We start from the raw sequence: 17513 nt of genomic DNA on the forward strand, positions 1-17513 counted from the left end.
GAACAATTATTTATTGCGGGTCAGCTGGTCGAGGTCTGATTCGATCTCAGCGATCTTGTTAGAGACCACGCTTTCCAGATGGCGCAGATCCGCCAGAATTTTACGCTTCAGATCCACTTCAACCTGGTCGCGCTGGCAAATCTGGTCCAGCTCATCGATCACGTAACGCAGGTTCGGGCTGATTTCCTGCACTTCTTTGTAACCCTGGCTGGTGTGATCGGCGACTACGGTTTTGCGCTGACGTGGATATTTGAATTTCACGCTTTTAGCGAAGAATTCACCTTTGTCTTTGCGGAAGTAAATTTTAAGAATGTCGTTGTTAGCTTCCTGACGCAGGCTGTAACGGTCGATGTCTTCAGGAGAGCTGATACCTAAGCTTTTCAGGTTGTCGTACATAGCGTTTATATTCCATCTAAGAGTGGGTGAGCGCGCAGGACTATCATCATCATTCGGGATGCAGCAGAAACGCGGCAACCGGAACGCTTACGGCATACTTAATCAACTGTAGACACAAAAACCGGGATGAACAGTGCGCGACCGGAGTTAACTTGGCGCGGATTATGAACTGTTTGAAAAATAAACGCACGTGTTAATTCGCGGCGCGAAACAGGTAATTCAGGCGGGAGTGTAAACAAATAATTACGGGCCTGTAGCCAGGCCCGTCGGGAAGATTTACAGGCAGGAAAAACTTAGTCGATGCTGCGCAGCAGTTCGTTAATGCCTGTTTTGCTGAGGGTTTTAGCGTCAACTTTCTTCACGATCACCGCGCAGTACAGGCTGTAGCTACCGTCTTTTGACGGCAGGTTGCCTGAAACCACCACGGAACCCGCCGGTACGCGACCGTAATGCACTTCGCCGGTTTCGCGGTCAAAGATTTTGGTGCTCTGGCCGATGTAAACGCCCATTGAGATCACTGAACCTTCTTCAACAATGACGCCTTCAACGATTTCTGAACGTGCGCCGATGAAGCAGTTATCTTCGATGATGGTTGGATTCGCCTGCAGCGGCTCCAGCACGCCACCGATACCCACGCCGCCAGACAGGTGAACGTTTTTACCGATCTGCGCGCAAGAACCCACTGTCGCCCAGGTATCAACCATGGTGCCTTCATCAACGTAAGCGCCGATGTTGACGTAAGAAGGCATCAACACGGTGTTACGCGCGATGAATGCGCCCTGACGCACAGCGGCCGGTGGCACTACGCGGAAACCGGCGTTTTTGAAACGCGCTTCATCCCAGCCAGCAAACTTCATTGGCACTTTGTCGTAGAAGCGAGTTTCAGAACCTTCCATGACCTGGTTGTCGTTGATGCGGAACGACAACAGCACCGCTTTCTTCAGCCACTGATGCGTTACCCACTCACCGTTGATCTTTTCAGACACGCGCAGTTCACCGCTATCCAGCAGGCCGATAACCTGGGTGATAGCATCGCGGGTCGCGCTATCTACGCTAGATGGCGTGATGTCGGCGCGGCGCTCAAAGGCAGATTCGATAACGCTCTGTAACTGTTGCATATTTATTTCCTGATTCTGTCAAAGCGGAATGCACGCCAAATGGCGTACATAGTTAAATTACCTGGCAAGCATCATTCATGATGCAGGAAGGCGGCGACGCAGCGAATCCCCGGGAGCATACATCAGTATGTGACCGGGGTGAGCGAGGAAAGCCAACGCACCTGCAACGTGAAGGATGAAAGCCAGGTCACAGTTTATCGTTTGGATTAAGGGCCTCTGTCAACCTCTGTTGCAACACATTGCGCATTTCTACCCCAAGTGCACGCCGCTCACTATCGGCCAGGATGAAAAGATCCTCAACCCGTTCACCAATCGTACTGATGCGTGCGCCATGCAGCGAAACCCCCAAATCAGCGAACACTTCACCCACGCGCGCCAGCAGGCCGGGCTGATCGAGCGCGACCAATTCCAGATAGCTGCGGCGGTCGGTGTGCGTCGGCAGGAAATTGACTTCGGTATCGACACTGAAATGTTTGAGGCGCGCGGACTGACGGCGCGTACGCGGCGGCACCCAGTCGTTTTGCGTGATGGCTTGTTCCAGCGCCTGAATGATCAGCGGATGGCGATCGGCGGCCAGCGGGCTGCCATCTGGCTCCAGCACAATAAAGGTGTCCATTGCCATGCCATCGCGGCTGGTAAAGATCTGCGCATCATGCACGCTAAGATTACGGCGATCCAACTCGCCGGCGACCGCTGCAAACAGGTGCGGGCGATCCGGGCTCCAGATAAAGATTTCGGTACCGCCGCGCGTGGCCTGCGGGCTGACCAGCACCAGCGGTTTGTTGAGATCGTGATGAATCAAATGGCGCGCATGCCAGGCGAGCTGATTCGGCGTGTGGCGCAGGAAATAGTCGGCGCGGCAACGGCTCCAGATATGGTGCAAACGCTCTTCGTCGAGGTTTTCCATGCGCAGCAGCGCCAGTGCTTGCAAGCGATGATGACGTACGCGTTCGCGCAGATCCGGGCTATTTTCCATGCCGCGGCGCAGCTGTTTTTCGGTGGCGAAGAACAGCTCACGCAACAGGCTCTGCTTCCAGCTGTTCCACAAGCTTTCATTGGTGGCGCAGATATCGGAAACCGTCAGGCACGCTAAATAGCGCAGGCGGTTTTCGTTCTGCATCACTTCGGCGAACTGCTGAATTACAGTCGGATCCTGAATGTCGCGGCGCTGCGCGGTGACTGACATCAATAAATGATGGCGAACCAGCCAGGCAACCAGCTGCGTTTCACGGGAGTTGAGGCCGTGTAATTCGGCAAAGTCGAGCGCATCCTGCGCGCCGAGAATCGAGTGATCGCCGTTGCGGCCTTTGGCGATATCGTGCAGTAGCGCGGCCATCAGCAGCAGTTCCGGTTGCGGCAGACGCGGCCAGAGTTCAACGCACAGCGGATGCATCGGGCGCGTGGCCTCGTCGGCAAAACTTTCCAGCTTTTGCAGCACGCGAATGGTGTGCTCATCCACCGTGTAAGCGTGGAACAGATCGAACTGCATCTGGCCGACGATGTTGCCCCACAGCGGCGTATACGCCCACAACACGCTGTGACGATGCATCGGCACCAGCGCGCGCTTTACCGCGCCCGGATGACGCAGAATCGCCATAAAGGTTTCACGCGCTTCAGGAATCTGGCACAGCGGCTGTTTCAGATGGCGGCGCGCATAGCGCAACTGCCGCAGCGTGGTGGAGTAAATACCTTTGATATTTTCGTTACGCACCATCACGTAGAACATACGCAGGATAGCTTGCGGCTCACGTTCAAACAGCGTGAGATCGCGCAGGTCAATGAGGTCACCGCGAATCTGGAAGTCATCATCAATATTGCGCGGCTTTTCGGTGGTCGACAGCGCCAGAATCGCTTCATCGAACAGCTGCAGCAGCATCTGATTGAGTTCGCCGATGCGGCGCGTAACGCGGTAGAAGTCCTTCATCATGCGCTCAACCGGCTCGTTAACCTCGCCCAGATAGTTGAGGCGTTGAGCGACGGTCAGCTGGCGATCGAACAGCAGGCGGTTGTCATAACGCGGCAGCGTTAAGTGCAGCGCAAAACGAATGCGCCACAAAAATTCCTGACACTCGTTGATTTCATTGCGTTCCGCTTCGGTGATAAAGCCGAATCCGACCATTTCATCCATGGTGGTGGCGCCAAAGTGACGGCGCGCCACCCATTGCAGCGTGTGAATGTCGCGCAGGCCGCCGGGGCTGCTTTTAATATCCGGCTCGAGGTTGTAGCTGGTGCCGTGATAGCGCTGGTGGCGCTCCTGCTGCTCTTCAATTTTGGCGGCGAAGAAGCGCGACGACGGCCAGAAGCCATCGCTGAAGATGTTCTTTTGCAGTTCGAGAAACAGCGCTACATCGCCGGTGAGCATGCGCGATTCGATAAGATTGGTGGCGACCGTAAGATCGGATAAGCCTTCCAGCAGGCACTCTTCCAGCGTACGTACGCTATGACCGACTTCCAGCTTCAAATCCCACATCAGCGTTAGCAGCTCGCTGGTGCGCTGCGCGGCTGCGTCATCCAGCGGCTGGCGGCTGAGGATCAGTACATCAATATCGGAGAGCGGATGCAGTTCGCCGCGACCATAGCCGCCAACGGCAACCAGCGCGATCTCTTTCATCTGGTCGAAACCAAAGAAGCGCCACAGGCGACGCAATAAGCGGTCAATAAACAGCGTGCGTGCATCAATCAGGGATTCGATATCGGTGCCCGCATCAAATGCGATGCCAAGATGCTGCTGGAATTGCTCAAGATACTGTTTGAGCTTGTCGCGCGTCAGGGCGTCATCGGGCCAGCTGGCGGGGGAATCGGTCAGGCCTTTGTGTACTGCTTCGGTCACGCTACCACTCATCAACATGCCTCTTCATTACGCACATAAAAAAGGCCAGCTATAAGCCGGCCTGGTACTGTCAGCGAGATGACTACGCGACGTTTTCGAGCACCGCTGGAATGGTGTCGTCTTCACGCAGCGTCAGAATCTCACAGCCGTTTTCTGTCACCACAATAGTATGCTCATACTGCGCGGACAAGCTGCGATCTTTGGTTTTCACGGTCCAGCCATCCTTCATGGTACGGATGCGGTAATCACCGGCATTGACCATCGGTTCGATGGTAAAGGTCATGCCTGCTTGCAACACTACGCCGCTGTCATCCGCGTCGTAATGCAGGACCTGCGGCTCTTCATGGAAGCCTTTACCGATGCCGTGACCGCAATATTCACGCACCACTGAGAAATCTTGCGCTTCGACATACTGCTGAATCGCACGGCCCAGCTCACGCAGACGAATTCCCGGCTTCACCAGACGCAACGCGATATAGAGACTTTCTTGAGTAACGCGACACAGGCGCTCGCCCTGAATGGTCGCTTTACCGACGATGAACATTTTTGAGGTATCGCCGTGATACTCATCCTTGATCACCGTGACATCGACGTTAACCACATCGCCATCTTTCAGCACGCGATCGTCGCTCGGAATACCGTGACAGACCACTTCATTCACCGAAATACACACCGATTTCGGGAAGCCGTGATAGCCGAGGCAGGCGGAAATCGCCTGCTGCTTCTGCGTGATGTGTTCGTGGCAGAGACGATCCAGTTCACCGGTGGTGACGCCAGGCACCACGTGCGGTGCAATCATCTCCAGCACTTCAGCCGCAAGACGGCCCGCAACGCGCATTTTTTCGATTTCTTCAGGGGTTTTAATTGAAATAGCCATTAAATTAATCCGCAATCGTCGAAATTTTCGACAATAATGAGTTCTGTGGCAGTCATGTTAGCAGCCAGCAAAAGGGCTGCCAAATGGCGATTGTCTGCGCCTGCGGCGCTCAACTACTATTGGCGTATTCCTGCGCATTGTGGTATAAAGCGCGCCGACGATTCTCTGTCACCGACGTTTGGCTGGCAGGAAACGCATAAAACTCATTATGTGTACTAAAACACACATGTATCGACACATACGCCGGGGTGCCTTGAAAGAGGTCGGTCGTATGGGATACATGGAGGCCCAACCCCAAATCAAACTTTAGAGGTAATCATGGCAACTGTTTCAATGCGCGACATGCTCAAGGCTGGTGTTCACTTTGGTCACCAGACCCGTTACTGGAACCCGAAAATGAAGCCATTCATCTTCGGCGCACGTAACAAGGTTCACATCATCAACCTCGAGCAGACTGTGCCAATGTTCAACGACGCTCTGGCTGAGTTGAAAAAGATCTCTTCCCGTAAAGGTAAGATTCTGATCGTTGGTACTAAGCGCGCTGCTGCCGAAGCGGTTAAAGAGTCAGCTCTGAGCTGCGACCAGTTCTTCGTAAACCACCGCTGGTTGGGTGGCATGCTGACTAACTGGAAAACCGTTCGTCAGTCAATCAAACGCCTGAAAGATCTTGAGTCTCAGTCTCAGGACGGTACTTTCGACAAACTGACCAAGAAAGAAGCGCTGATGCGCACTCGCGAACTGGCCAAGCTGGAAAACAGCCTGGGCGGTATCAAAGATATGGGCGGTCTGCCGGATGCACTGTTCGTTGTTGACGCTGATCACGAGCACATCGCTATCAAAGAAGCAAACAACCTGGGTATCCCAGTATTTGCTATCGTTGATACCAACTCTGATCCAGACGGCGTTGACTTCGTTATCCCAGGTAACGACGATGCGATCCGTGCTGTAAGCCTGTACCTGACTGCCGTTGCCACTACCGTGCGCGAAGGCCGTTCACAGGATCTGGCTGAGCAGGCTGAAGAAGCTGCTGAAGCTTAATAAGGTTCGCTCTTTCTGAGAGCCCTTAGACATCAGATGTTATCTGTTAAGGGGGCCGTTCAGGCCCCTTTATTTTATCTAAGTCTGTCACGCTCACTGCAGAGCGAGCGGGGCAGAGTAAATTTTCCGCAACAAGTTTCTGACAGTGTGTGAGCACACAGAGACGAATCGAGGATTCTGGAATGGCTGATATTACCGCTGCATTGGTAAAAGAACTGCGTGAGCGTACTGGCGCAGGCATGATGGACTGCAAAAAAGCGCTGACCGAAGCGAACGGCGACATCGAGCTGGCGATTGAGAACATGCGCAAATCTGGCGCAATCAAAGCCGCTAAGAAAGCAGGCAACGTTGCTGCTGATGGCGTGATCAAAACCAAAATCGCTGACGGCTTCGCGGCGATCCTGGAAGTAAACTGCCAGACCGACTTCGTTGCTAAAGATGGCGGTTTCCAGACGTTTGCTGACAAGGTTCTGGATGCAGCTGTCGCTGGCAAAGTTACCGATGTGGAAGTTCTGAAAGCGCAGTTCGAAGAAGAACGCGTAGCGCTGGTTACGAAAATCGGTGAGAACATCAACATCCGTCGTGTTGCTATCCTGGAAGGCGCTGAGCTGAACAGCTATCAGCATGGCGCACGTATCGGTGTGGTTGTTTCTACCACCGGTGCTGACGAAGAACTGAGCAAGCAAGTTGCTATGCACATCGCTGCAAGCAAGCCAGAGTTCGTTAAGCCAGAAGACGTGTCTGCAGACGTGGTTGAGAAAGAGTACCAGGTTCAGCTGGACATCGCCATGCAGTCTGGCAAGCCAAAAGAAATCGCAGAGAAAATGGTTGAAGGCCGCATGAAGAAATTCACCGGCGAAGTTTCTCTGACCGGTCAGGCTTTCGTTATCGATCCAAGCAAAACCGTTGGCCAGGCGTTGAAAGAGAAAAACGCTGACGTCATCAACTTCATCCGCTTCGAAGTGGGTGAAGGCATTGAGAAAGTTGAAGCTGACTTCGCAGCAGAAGTTGCTGCAATGTCCAAACAGTCTTAATGGTCCGAAAGAACCGCCACAAGGCGGTTCTTTTTTGTCTGCGATTTAGTGCAGCACTTTCAGTCTCATCCCAATAGCTTTTCTCGCGGGCTTTGCGGATGATCGACCAGATTTTACTTCTCCTTTTCATCATATCTTCCAGGAAGAACTGACCATGGCGACCAACGCAAAACCTGTATATCAACGTATCCTGCTAAAACTGAGTGGCGAAGCACTGCAAGGTGCCGAAGGTTTTGGCATCGACGCGAGCGTGCTTGACCGCATGGCGCAAGAGGTTAAAGAGCTGGTTGAATTGGGCATTCAGGTGGGTGTGGTTATTGGTGGCGGTAACCTGTTCCGCGGCGCAGGTCTGGCCCAGGCGGGCATGAACCGTGTGGTCGGCGACCATATGGGCATGCTGGCAACAGTAATGAATGGCCTGGCAATGCGTGATGCGCTGCACCGTGCATATGTCAATGCGCGCTTGATGTCAGCGATTCCGCTGAACGGCGTGTGTGACAACTACAGCTGGGCAGAAGCGATCAGCCTGCTGCGCAATAACCGCGTCGTGATCTTTGCGGCCGGTACTGGCAACCCGTTCTTTACCACTGACTCTGCAGCTTGTCTGCGCGGCATCGAAATCGAAGCCGACGTGGTACTGAAAGCCACCAAAGTAGACGGCGTCTACTCTGAAGATCCGGTGAAAAACCCGGATGCCACGCTTTATGACCAACTGAGCTATGCAGAAGTGTTGGATAAAGAGCTCAAAGTGATGGATCTCGCCGCCTTTACGCTGGCGCGTGATCACAAACTGCCTATCCGCGTCTTCAACATGAACAAGCCTGGCGCGTTGCGTCGCGTCGTGATGGGTGAAAAAGAAGGCACCCTGATTACGCATTAATACCCGACGCACGTTAAAATAAGGTATATTCTTTTGCCGCGATGCTCCGGCATCGCGCAGCAATTAGGATGATCGATGTTTATCGATACCGCTTCCGGTTAGCCCGGAAATGGCCAGGTCAACCGAATTCAAGGGTTTCAACGTGATTAACGACATTAAAAAAGATGCAGACACGCGCATGGAAAAATGTGTGGATGCATTTAAAAACAACATCAGCAAAATCCGCACCGGCCGTGCTTCACCTTCACTGCTCGACGGCATTGTGGTTCCTTATTACGGTACACCTACGCCGCTGCGTCAGCTGGCTAGCGTGACGGTAGAGGATTCACGTACGTTGAAAATCAACGTATTTGATCGCTCGCTGAGCGCTGCTGTTGAGAAAGCGATTATGACGTCTGATTTGGGTCTGAACCCAAGCTCAGCCGGTAGCGATATTCGTGTGCCGCTGCCAGCGCTGACCGAAGAGCGTCGTAAAGATCTGATCAAGATCGTACGTGGCGAAGCTGAGCAGGGCCGTGTCTCTGTACGTAACGTCCGTCGTGACGCGAACGACAAGATCAAAGCGCTGCTGAAAGACAAAGAGATCAGCGAAGACGACGAACGTCGTACGCAGGATGAGATCCAGAAAATGACCGATGCGCACATCAAGAGTGTTGATGCGGCATTGGCCGATAAAGAAAAGGAACTGATGGACTTCTAATTCCATCAACTGCTTTTCAAAACGCCGTTCAGAGACGTGTTCGACTCTGGCGGCGTTTTACATTGTGTCCGGCGCCGTTGCGGGCACCCTCCACGACTTCACAGGGATAGCATGATGAAGCGATTAACTCTGCTGGGTTCGACCGGCTCCATTGGTACCAGCACGCTGGCGGTGATTGCCGCAAATCCTGAACTTTATCAGGTGACCGCGCTGGTGGCCGGCCAGAATGTGGCGTTGATGGCTGAGCAATGCCTGCAATTCCAACCTCGCTATGCTGCGATGTCCGACGAGAAATCTGCACAAGCGCTGCGTGAGCGACTGAAAGCACTCAACGTTAATACCGAAGTGCTCTCCGGCGTTCAGGCAGCCTGCGAACTGGCCGCGCTGGATGATGTGGATCAGGTGATGGCGGCGATTGTTGGCGCCTCAGGTTTACAGCCTACCATGGCTGCAATTCGTGCCGGCAAAACCGTGCTGCTGGCCAACAAAGAATCGCTTGTCACATGCGGCCGTCTGTTTATGGAGGCGGTACGCCAACATCAGGTGCAATTGCTACCCGTCGATAGTGAGCACAACGCCATTTTTCAGAGTTTACCCGCTTCCATACAGCATCAGTTGGGGTACGCTGATCTGCGGGGGAACGGCATCGAGTCGATTCTCCTTACGGGATCGGGTGGTCCTTTTCGTGACACGCCATTAGCCGATTTAGCCGGTATGTCGCCGGATCAGGCTTGTGCGCATCCGAACTGGTCAATGGGGCGTAAAATCTCCGTTGATTCGGCCACCATGATGAATAAAGGTCTTGAATACATTGAAGCCCGCTGGCTGTTTAATGCGACTGACGCGCAGATGGAGGTGATCCTGCATCCGCAGTCTGTTATCCATTCGATGGTGCGTTATTGCGACGGCAGCGTGCTGGCGCAACTGGGCTCTCCGGATATGCGGACGCCTATCGCGCACAGCATGGCATGGCCAGCACGTATCTCTGCGGGCGTAACGCCGCTCGACTTCACTCGCATGAAGTCGTTGACGTTTGCCGAGCCGGACTACGAGCGCTATCCCTGCCTGAAGCTTGCGATTGATGCCTGTGCTACAGGCCAGGCCGCGACGACCTCGCTGAATGCAGCGAATGAAGTGGCGGTGGCAGCTTTTCTGCAGCACCAGATTCGTTTTACCGATATCGCCGCCATCAACAGCGAAGTGCTGGCGACCCTGAGTTGTCAGGAGCCAGGCAGCATTGACGAGGTGATGGAGATCGATCGGTTAGCGCGCGTGCGTGCCAATGAATTGTTGCCGCGCTTTCGTTTAGCAGGTTGATAGTTCCCGCTATTTGTTCGCTCTGGGTGAAAATGGTATAGTCGCTCGCTCGCGTTTCACAGCCCGACATTGTTTCGATGTCATCTGGCGTGTTTGCCGGAGTTTGCTGCAGGCGCAATGTATTCAGAAACCACAGCATTTCTGATGAAAGGAATTATTACGCGTTATGTCGTCCAACAATCACAACACAATCGATGACGAGTCGTACTGCACGCCACGTCACGTGGCCATCATTATGGATGGTAATGGTCGCTGGGCAAAAAATCAGGGCAAACTGCGTATTTCAGGCCACAAAGCCGGGGTAAAATCAGTACGCCGGGCTGTCAGCTTTGCGGTTAGCCATAAACTGGAGGCGCTCACGCTTTATGCGTTCAGTAGTGAAAACTGGAGCCGTCCGATTCAGGAAGTGACAGCATTAATGGAGTTGTTTGTCTGGGCGCTCGACAGCGAAGTTAAAAGCCTGCACAAGCACAATGTGCGTCTGCGCATTATTGGTGATATCAGCCGTTTCAATAACCGTATTCAGGAACGCATTCGCCGCGCCGAGGAACTGACTCAGCAAAATAATGGACTGACCCTTAACATTGCTGCCAACTATGGCGGCCGTTGGGATATTATCCAGGGTGCCAGAAAATTGGCCGAACAGGTTCAGGAAGGTTTATTGCGTCCTGACCAGATTACCGAAGAAAGCCTGGCTCCGTATCTGTGTATGCAGGAGCTGGCGCCAGTGGATTTAGTGATAAGGACCGGGGGAGAGCATCGGATTAGCAACTTCCTGCTGTGGCAAATCGCCTATGCTGAGTTTTGGTTTACCGATGTTCTTTGGCCTGATTTTGATGAAAACGTTTTTGAAGGTGCACTGAATGCATTCTCTACGCGGGAGCGACGCTATGGCGGTACTGCACCAGGCGGCGCCTAAGCAATTTGGGGGTAACCTTTGCTGAAGTCTCGTCTGATTACCGCGTTAATTTTGATTCCGCTGGTGATCGCTGCACTGTTCTGGTTACCCCTGTCCGGTTTTGCGATTATCACTATCATCATCTGCATGCTTGCCGCCTGGGAATGGGGGCAGTTTGCCGGCATGAAAACGCGTCAGCAACGTATCTGGCTCGCCGTGCTATGCGGTCTGTTGCTGTCCGCGATGCTTTTTACTCTTGAACCCTATCAACGCAATCTGCACCAATTCCAGATGGAAGGCTCGCTCTGGGCATCGCTGGGATGGTGGATTGTTGCGCTCATCTTAGTGCTGTTCTATCCGGCTTCTGCTGCATTGTGGCGTCATTCACGTGCGCTGCGCCTGTTGTTTGGTGTGCTCACCTTGATTCCGTTCTTCTGGGGCATGATGGCGCTGCGTCAGTATCATTACGATACCGATCATTTCGCGGGCGCATGGTGGCTGCTGTTCGTGATGTTCCTCGTCTGGGGCGCAGATTCTGGTGCTTACATGTTTGGTCGCCTGTTTGGCAAACACAAGCTGGCTCCGAAAGTCTCTCCGGGTAAAACCTGGGAAGGTTTCTTCGGTGGCCTGTTGTCATCTGCCATCATCGCCTGGCTGTTTGCCCTGCTGGCACCGCTTTCGGTGGCGCCGGGCACGCTGATCATCTGCGCAGTAATTGCCACGCTGGCATCGGTATTGGGCGACCTGACAGAAAGTATGTTTAAGCGTGAAGCGGGTATTAAAGACAGCGGTAACTTGATTCCGGGGCACGGTGGTATTCTCGATCGTATTGATAGCCTGACTGCTGCGGTGCCGGTGTTTGCCTGCCTGCTGCTGTTGGTGTTCCGCACCCTCTGAGGATAGCCGACGATGTTGAGTATACTCTGGAGTTTTGCCGCCTTTATCGTGGCGCTGGGCGTGCTGATTACCGTGCACGAGTTTGGCCATTTCTGGGTGGCGCGCCGCTGCGGTGTCAAAGTCGAACGTTTCTCGATTGGCTTTGGTAAAGCGCTGTGGCGTCGCAGCGATCGTCAGGGCACCGAATATGTCATCGCGCTGATTCCTCTCGGCGGCTACGTCAAAATGCTCGACGAACGCGTTGAGAGCGTTCCCGCTGAACTGCGTCATCAAGCCTTCAATAATAAAACCGTGCTGCAGCGTGCTTCGATCATCGCAGCCGGTCCTATCGCCAACTTCATCTTTGCCATCTTCGCTTACTGGGTCGTGTTTATTCACGGCGTGCCGGGTGTACGTCCCGTAGTTGGTGAAATTCTGAACGGTTCCGTCGCTGCCGAAGCGCAAATTACCTCCGGTATGGAACTTAAAGCGGTAGATGGTATCGAAACGCCTGATTGGGATGCTGTGCGTATGGCGCTGATCGGTAAAATCGGCGACAGCGATGCCACGCTTACCGTCTCGCAATTTGGCGAAGAAGCCACGCAGCAAAAGCAATTAAATTTGCGCGATTGGCAATTTGAGCCTGATAAACAGGATCCGGTGGTCGCTTTAGGTATTCGTCCACGTGGGCCGCAGATTGAAACGACCTTAGCTGAAGTTCAGGCAAACTCACCGGCAAGCAATGCTGGTTTGCAAGCGGGCGATAGGATCGTTAAAGTCGATGGTCAGCCATTGTCTCAGTGGCAGGCTTTTGCGGCACAGGTGCGGGATAATCCGGGCAAAAACATGGCGCTAGATATCGAGCGCAACGGCGAACCTGTGGCGTTGACGTTAACGCCGGAAGCGAAACCGGGCAAGGAAGCGGAAGGCTTCGCGGGTGTAATACCGCGTGTGATTCCGCTGCCTGATGAGTACAAAACGGTAAGGCAGTATGGGCCTTTTGCGGCGATCGGCGAAGCCAGTGTAAAAACCTGGCAGTTGATGAAGCTAACAGTCTCCATGCTGGGCAAGTTGATAATCGGGGATGTGAAGCTGAATAACTTGAGCGGGCCGATTTCGATCGCGCAGGGTGCCGGGTTGTCAGCAGAGTACGGGGTGATTTATTACCTGATGTTCCTGGCGCTTATCAGCGTCAACCTGGGCATCATTAACCTGTTCCCTCTGCCGGTTTTAGATGGTGGTCATCTGCTCTTTCTGGCGATCGAAAAGATCAAAGGTGGACCGGTGTCCGAGCGAGTTCAGGACTTTAGTTATCGCATTGGCTCAATCTTGCTAGTGCTGTTAATGGGGCTTGCACTTTTCAATGATTTCTCTCGTCTGTAATAGCTGGAACGCATACAGACGCGGGATGTGTTAGGAAAACGCATAACAACGATGGCGATGAAAAAGTTGCTCATAGCGTCGCTGCTGTTTAGCAGCGCCACCGTTTACGGTGCAGACGATTTCGTAGTGAAGGACATTCATTTCGAAGGTCTCCAGCGAGTCGCCGTCGGCGCGGCTCTGCTCAGCATGCCGGTACGTGTCGGTGATACGGTGAATGACGATGATGTCAGAAACACCATTCGCTCACTGTTCGCCACCGGTAACTTTGAAGATGTGCAGGTTCTGCGTGACGGTACAACCCTGATTGTTCAGGTGAAAGAGCGTCCGACCATTGCCAACATCACTTTCTCCGGCAACAAAGCGGTGAAAGAAGATCAGCTGAAACAGAACCTCGAAGCTTCTGGCGTGCGCGTTGGCGAAGCGCTGGACCGCACCACGCTCTCTTCAATCGAGAAGGGCCTGGAAGACTTCTACTACAGCGTCGGTAAATACACCGCCAGCGTCAAAGCCATTGCTACGCCGCTGCCGCGCAACCGTGTGGATCTCAAATTCGTCTTCCAGGAAGGCGTTTCAGCACAGATCCAGCAGATCAACATCGTCGGCAATAAAGCGTTTAGCTCTGACGAACTGATCTCACGCTTCTCACTGCGTGATGAAGTGCCATGGTGGAACGTGGTGGGCGATCGCAAATACCAGAAGCAGAAGTTAGCGGGCGATCTCGAAACCCTGCGCAGCTTCTATCTGGATCGCGGTTATGCGCGTTTCAACATCGATTCAACGCAGGTGAGCCTGACGCCAGATAAGAAAGGCATCTACATCACCGTGAACATCAACGAAGGCGATCAGTACAAGATTGCCGGCGTGATCGTGAACGGCAGCATGGCGGGCCATTCTGCTGAAATCGAAAAGATGACCAGAATTCCAGCGGGTGAGCTGTATAACGGCACCAAAGTCACCCAAATGGAAGATGACATCAAGAAATTGCTGGGCCGCTACGGTTACGCCTATCCGCGCGTAATGACGCAGCCAGAAATTAATGATGCTGACAAAACCGTCAAGCTGCATATCAACGTAGATGCGGGCAACCGTTACTACGTGCGTAAAGTGCGCTTTGAAGGTAACGACACCTCAAAAGATTCAGTGCTGCGCCGTGAAATGCGTCAGATGGAAGGTGCCTGGTTGGGCAGCGACCTCGTCGATCAGGGTAAAGAGCGTCTGAATCGTACCGGTTACTTCGAAACCGTGGATGTGGATACGCAGCGCGTTCCAGGTGCACCAGACCAGGTTGATGTGGTCTACAAGGTGAAAGAGCGTAACACCGGTACCTTCAACTTTGGTGTCGGTTACGGTACTGAAAGTGGCGTGAGCTTCCAGGTGGGTGTGACCCAGGAAAACTGGCTCGGCACCGGTAACACCGTTGGCATCAGCGGTACCAAAAACGATTACCAGACCTATGCTGAGTTCTCGCTGACCGATCCGTACTTCACAGTCGACGGTGTGAGCCTTGGCGGTCGTTTGTTCTATAACGACTTTAAAGCCGATGACGCGGATCTGTCTGACTATACCAACAAAAGTTATGGTCTCGACGGTACGCTGGGCTTCCCGGTCAACGAAAACAACACCCTGCGTGTTGGTTTAGGTTACGTGCATAACGACCTGTCCAACATGCGTCCACAGGTGGCGATGTGGCGTTATCTGGATTCAGTCGGTCGTCATCAGGGCTTGAATGATGATGGTGATTTCTCTGCAGATGATTTCACCTTCAACTACGGTTGGACCTATAACACCTTAGACCGCGGCTTCTTCCCAACGCGCGGTAACCGTACCAACCTGAACGGTAAAGTGACGATTCCAGGCTCTGATAACGCGTTCTACAAAGCGACATTGGATAGCCAGCAATATGTGCCGCTGAACCGCGATGGTACGTGGGTAGTATTAGGCCGTGGCCGTGTTGGATATGGTGACGGACTTAATGGTAAAGAGATGCCGTTCTATGAGAACTTCTACGGCGGTGGTTCGAGCACAGTTCGTGGCTTCCAGTCCAATACCATTGGTCCTAAAGCTGCGTATCTGAACGATGGCTCGTCAACCTGTAATCTCTCAGATCCAAACGGCGTCTGTAAGTCGGATGATGCGGTTGGTGGTAACGCCATGGCGATTGCCAGCCTTGAGCTGATCACGCCAACGCCGTTCCTGAGCGAGAAGTATGCGAATTCCGTGCGTACTTCGGTGTTTATGGATGCCGGTACCGTTTGGGATACCAAATGGCAGAACACCGCGGAAACACGCGCGGCGGGTGTGCCAGATTACAGCGATCCTAATAACATTCGCGTCTCTGCCGGTGTGGCACTGCAGTGGATGTCGCCGTTAGGACCGCTGGTATTCTCATACGCCCAGCCGATGAAGAAAGTCGAGGGAGACAAGTCAGAGCAATTCCAGTTTAACATTGGTAAAACCTGGTAAGGCTCTGAGCAGGGAAGTGAAAATACCGTCTTGCACGCGTGCTGCCTGATAATGCGGCACGCTGCAAACACACACGTTGAGGTAAGGAGTTTATAGTGAAAAAGTTGTTCTGTGCTGCTGCTCTGGGTGTTGCGTTAGCTGCTTCTGCGGGTGCCCAAGCGGCTGATAAAGTTGCCGTCGTGAACCTGAGCCAGGTTTTCCAGCAGTCTCCGCAGCGTGCTGCTGTTGCTAAACAGCTTGAAGGTGAATTCCAGAGCCGCGCCTCTGACCTCCAGTCTCAGCAGCAGAAGATCCAGCAAGAAATTCAGGATCTGCAGCGTAATGCATCGACCATGAAAGCGAGCGACCGCACCAAGAAAGAGAAGCAAATCTCTTCTGAGCGTGCTGCCTTTGAACAAAAAGCACAGGCTTTTGACAAAGACAACCAAACTCGTCAGATGCAGGAGCGTAACAAGCTGCTGGCTAAAATCCAGACCGCTGTTCAGTCTGTAGCGAAAAGCGAAGGTTACGATCTGGTTCTGGACTCTCAGGCCGTGCTGTACTCTTCTTCTGATGCTAAAGACATCACTGCTGACGTTGTAAAACAGGTTAAATAATTGATGTCATCAATTCGACTGGCTGATTTAGCCCAGCAGTTGGATGCAGAATTGCACGGAGATGGCGATATCGTCATCTCCGGCATTGCTTCTATGCAATCCGCCACAACTGGCCAAATCACTTTTCTTGCAAACAGCCGCTACCGCGAGCAGCTCGCTACTATCCAGGCTTCAGCCGTGGTGCTGACGGAAGCGGATCTGGAGTGGTGTAAAACGGCCGCCCTGGTGGTGAAAAATCCTTACTTAACTTATGCCCGCATGGCACAACTGCTGGACACCACGCCGCAGCCCGCGCAGAATATCGCGCCCAGCGCGGTGATCGATGCAACGGCTAAGCTGGGTAAGAATGTTTCGGTAGGCGCAAATGCGGTGATCGAGTCCGGCGTAGAGCTGGGTGACGACGTCGTTATTGGCGCAGGATGTTTTGTTGGTAAGCAGACGCGCATCGGTCGCGGCTCACGTTTGTGGGCTAACGTCACGATTTATCACGAAATCCATATTGGTCAGGATTGTCTGATTCAGTCCGGCACCGTCATTGGTGCTGATGGTTTCGGCTATGCTAACGATCGCGGCAATTGGGTGAAAATCCCGCAGCTGGGTACCGTAGTGATTGGTGATCGGGTAGAAATTGGTGCCTGTACCACCATCGATCGCGGCGCGCTGGATAACACTCTGATCGGCAATGGTGTTATCATAGATAACCAGTGTCAGATTGCGCACAACGTCGTGATTGGTGATAACACCGCAGTTGCGGGTGGTGTGATCATGGCGGGTAGTCTGAAGATTGGACGTTACTGTATGATTGGCGGCGCCAGCGTCATTAACGGCCATATGGAAATCTGTGACAAAGTGACCGTAACGGGCATGGGCATGGTAATGCGCCCCATCACAGAGCCAGGCGTGTATTCGTCGGGAATTCCACTGCAACCCAACAAAACCTGGCGTAAAACAGCAGCGCTGGTGATGAACATCGATGAAATAAGCAAACGCTTAAAAGCCATCGAACGTAAGGTCGACAAAGACGACTAAACGCATCCCACGCTACTCGCTTTCATAACAAGAAGTGTATTTTCTGCCACCTTGGCTAACCCGAGAATGGCAGCAGGT

General features: G+C 53.2%; 15 protein-coding genes. 11 read left to right on the forward strand and 4 right to left on the reverse strand.

The annotated features are described in order from the left end of the window. Positions 1-6: 6 nt before the first annotated feature. The 4 genes from ACXIZX_RS03220 to map all read right to left on the reverse strand — a co-directional run bounded on the left by ACXIZX_RS03220 (position 7) and on the right by map (position 5221). Positions 7-396, reverse strand: a complete 390-nt coding sequence (locus tag ACXIZX_RS03220; protein WP_008108490.1) for a DUF3461 family protein — start codon at positions 394-396, stop codon at positions 7-9. Between the two features lie 293 nt (positions 397-689). Beyond that, the gene (gene dapD, locus ACXIZX_RS03225; protein ID WP_008108489.1) at positions 690-1514 is read right to left on the reverse strand and encodes a 2,3,4,5-tetrahydropyridine-2,6-dicarboxylate N-succinyltransferase; all 825 of its coding nucleotides are present in this window, start codon (positions 1512-1514) and stop codon (positions 690-692) included. Between the two features lie 187 nt (positions 1515-1701). Beyond that, positions 1702-4356, reverse strand: coding sequence for a bifunctional uridylyltransferase/uridylyl-removing protein GlnD (gene glnD, locus ACXIZX_RS03230; RefSeq protein ID WP_479404839.1), 2655 nt, complete (start codon positions 4354-4356; stop codon positions 1702-1704). 70 nt (positions 4357-4426) lie between these two features. Beyond that, positions 4427-5221: a type I methionyl aminopeptidase gene (map, locus tag ACXIZX_RS03235; RefSeq protein ID WP_008108487.1), complete on the reverse strand. Its 795-nt coding sequence runs from the start codon at positions 5219-5221 to the stop codon at positions 4427-4429. Positions 5222-5539: 318 nt separating this feature from the next. Between map and rpsB the strand changes: the two genes are divergently transcribed. The 11 genes from rpsB (at position 5540) to lpxD (ending at position 17435) form a co-directional block, all read left to right on the forward strand. Next, positions 5540-6259 carry a 30S ribosomal protein S2 gene (gene rpsB, locus ACXIZX_RS03240; protein ID WP_007893898.1) on the forward strand — a complete coding sequence of 240 codons (720 nt, stop codon included), beginning with the start codon at positions 5540-5542 and terminating at the stop codon, positions 6257-6259. Positions 6260-6441: 182 nt separating this feature from the next. Further along, a complete protein-coding gene (gene tsf, locus ACXIZX_RS03245; RefSeq protein ID WP_179452004.1) occupies positions 6442-7293 on the forward strand; it encodes a translation elongation factor Ts in 852 nt (283 codons plus the stop codon). Positions 7294-7447: 154 nt separating this feature from the next. Further along, complete coding sequence (pyrH, locus tag ACXIZX_RS03250; protein ID WP_007893903.1) at positions 7448-8173, forward strand: UMP kinase; 726 nt, start codon at positions 7448-7450, stop codon at positions 8171-8173. Positions 8174-8315: 142 nt separating this feature from the next. After that, positions 8316-8873 (forward strand): ribosome recycling factor, encoded by a 558-nt coding sequence (gene frr / locus ACXIZX_RS03255; protein WP_036649587.1) that lies wholly within the window; start codon positions 8316-8318, stop codon positions 8871-8873. A 114-nt stretch (positions 8874-8987) separates the two neighbouring features. Next, entirely contained in the window at positions 8988-10190 is a 1203-nt protein-coding gene (ispC, locus tag ACXIZX_RS03260) for a 1-deoxy-D-xylulose-5-phosphate reductoisomerase (RefSeq protein ID WP_193372753.1), read from the forward strand. Between the two features lie 166 nt (positions 10191-10356). Continuing rightward, positions 10357-11109: a (2E,6E)-farnesyl-diphosphate-specific ditrans,polycis-undecaprenyl-diphosphate synthase gene (gene ispU / locus ACXIZX_RS03265; protein ID WP_007893909.1), complete on the forward strand. Its 753-nt coding sequence runs from the start codon at positions 10357-10359 to the stop codon at positions 11107-11109. Between the two features lie 18 nt (positions 11110-11127). Continuing rightward, entirely contained in the window at positions 11128-11985 is an 858-nt protein-coding gene (cdsA, locus tag ACXIZX_RS03270; RefSeq protein ID WP_008108481.1) for a phosphatidate cytidylyltransferase, read from the forward strand. A 12-nt stretch (positions 11986-11997) separates the two neighbouring features. After that, positions 11998-13347 (forward strand): sigma E protease regulator RseP, encoded by a 1350-nt coding sequence (gene rseP / locus ACXIZX_RS03275; protein WP_008108480.1) that lies wholly within the window; start codon positions 11998-12000, stop codon positions 13345-13347. A 51-nt stretch (positions 13348-13398) separates the two neighbouring features. Beyond that, positions 13399-15810, forward strand: a complete 2412-nt coding sequence (gene bamA / locus ACXIZX_RS03280) for an outer membrane protein assembly factor BamA (protein WP_008108479.1) — start codon at positions 13399-13401, stop codon at positions 15808-15810. Between the two features lie 95 nt (positions 15811-15905). Next, positions 15906-16406, forward strand: a complete 501-nt coding sequence (locus ACXIZX_RS03285) for an OmpH family outer membrane protein (RefSeq protein WP_007893920.1) — start codon at positions 15906-15908, stop codon at positions 16404-16406. A gap of 3 nt (positions 16407-16409) precedes the next feature. Continuing rightward, positions 16410-17435 (forward strand): UDP-3-O-(3-hydroxymyristoyl)glucosamine N-acyltransferase, encoded by a 1026-nt coding sequence (gene lpxD, locus ACXIZX_RS03290; RefSeq protein ID WP_479403584.1) that lies wholly within the window; start codon positions 16410-16412, stop codon positions 17433-17435. Positions 17436-17513: the final 78 nt, after the last annotated feature.

Source organism: Candidatus Pantoea symbiotica (genome assembly GCF_056491525.1).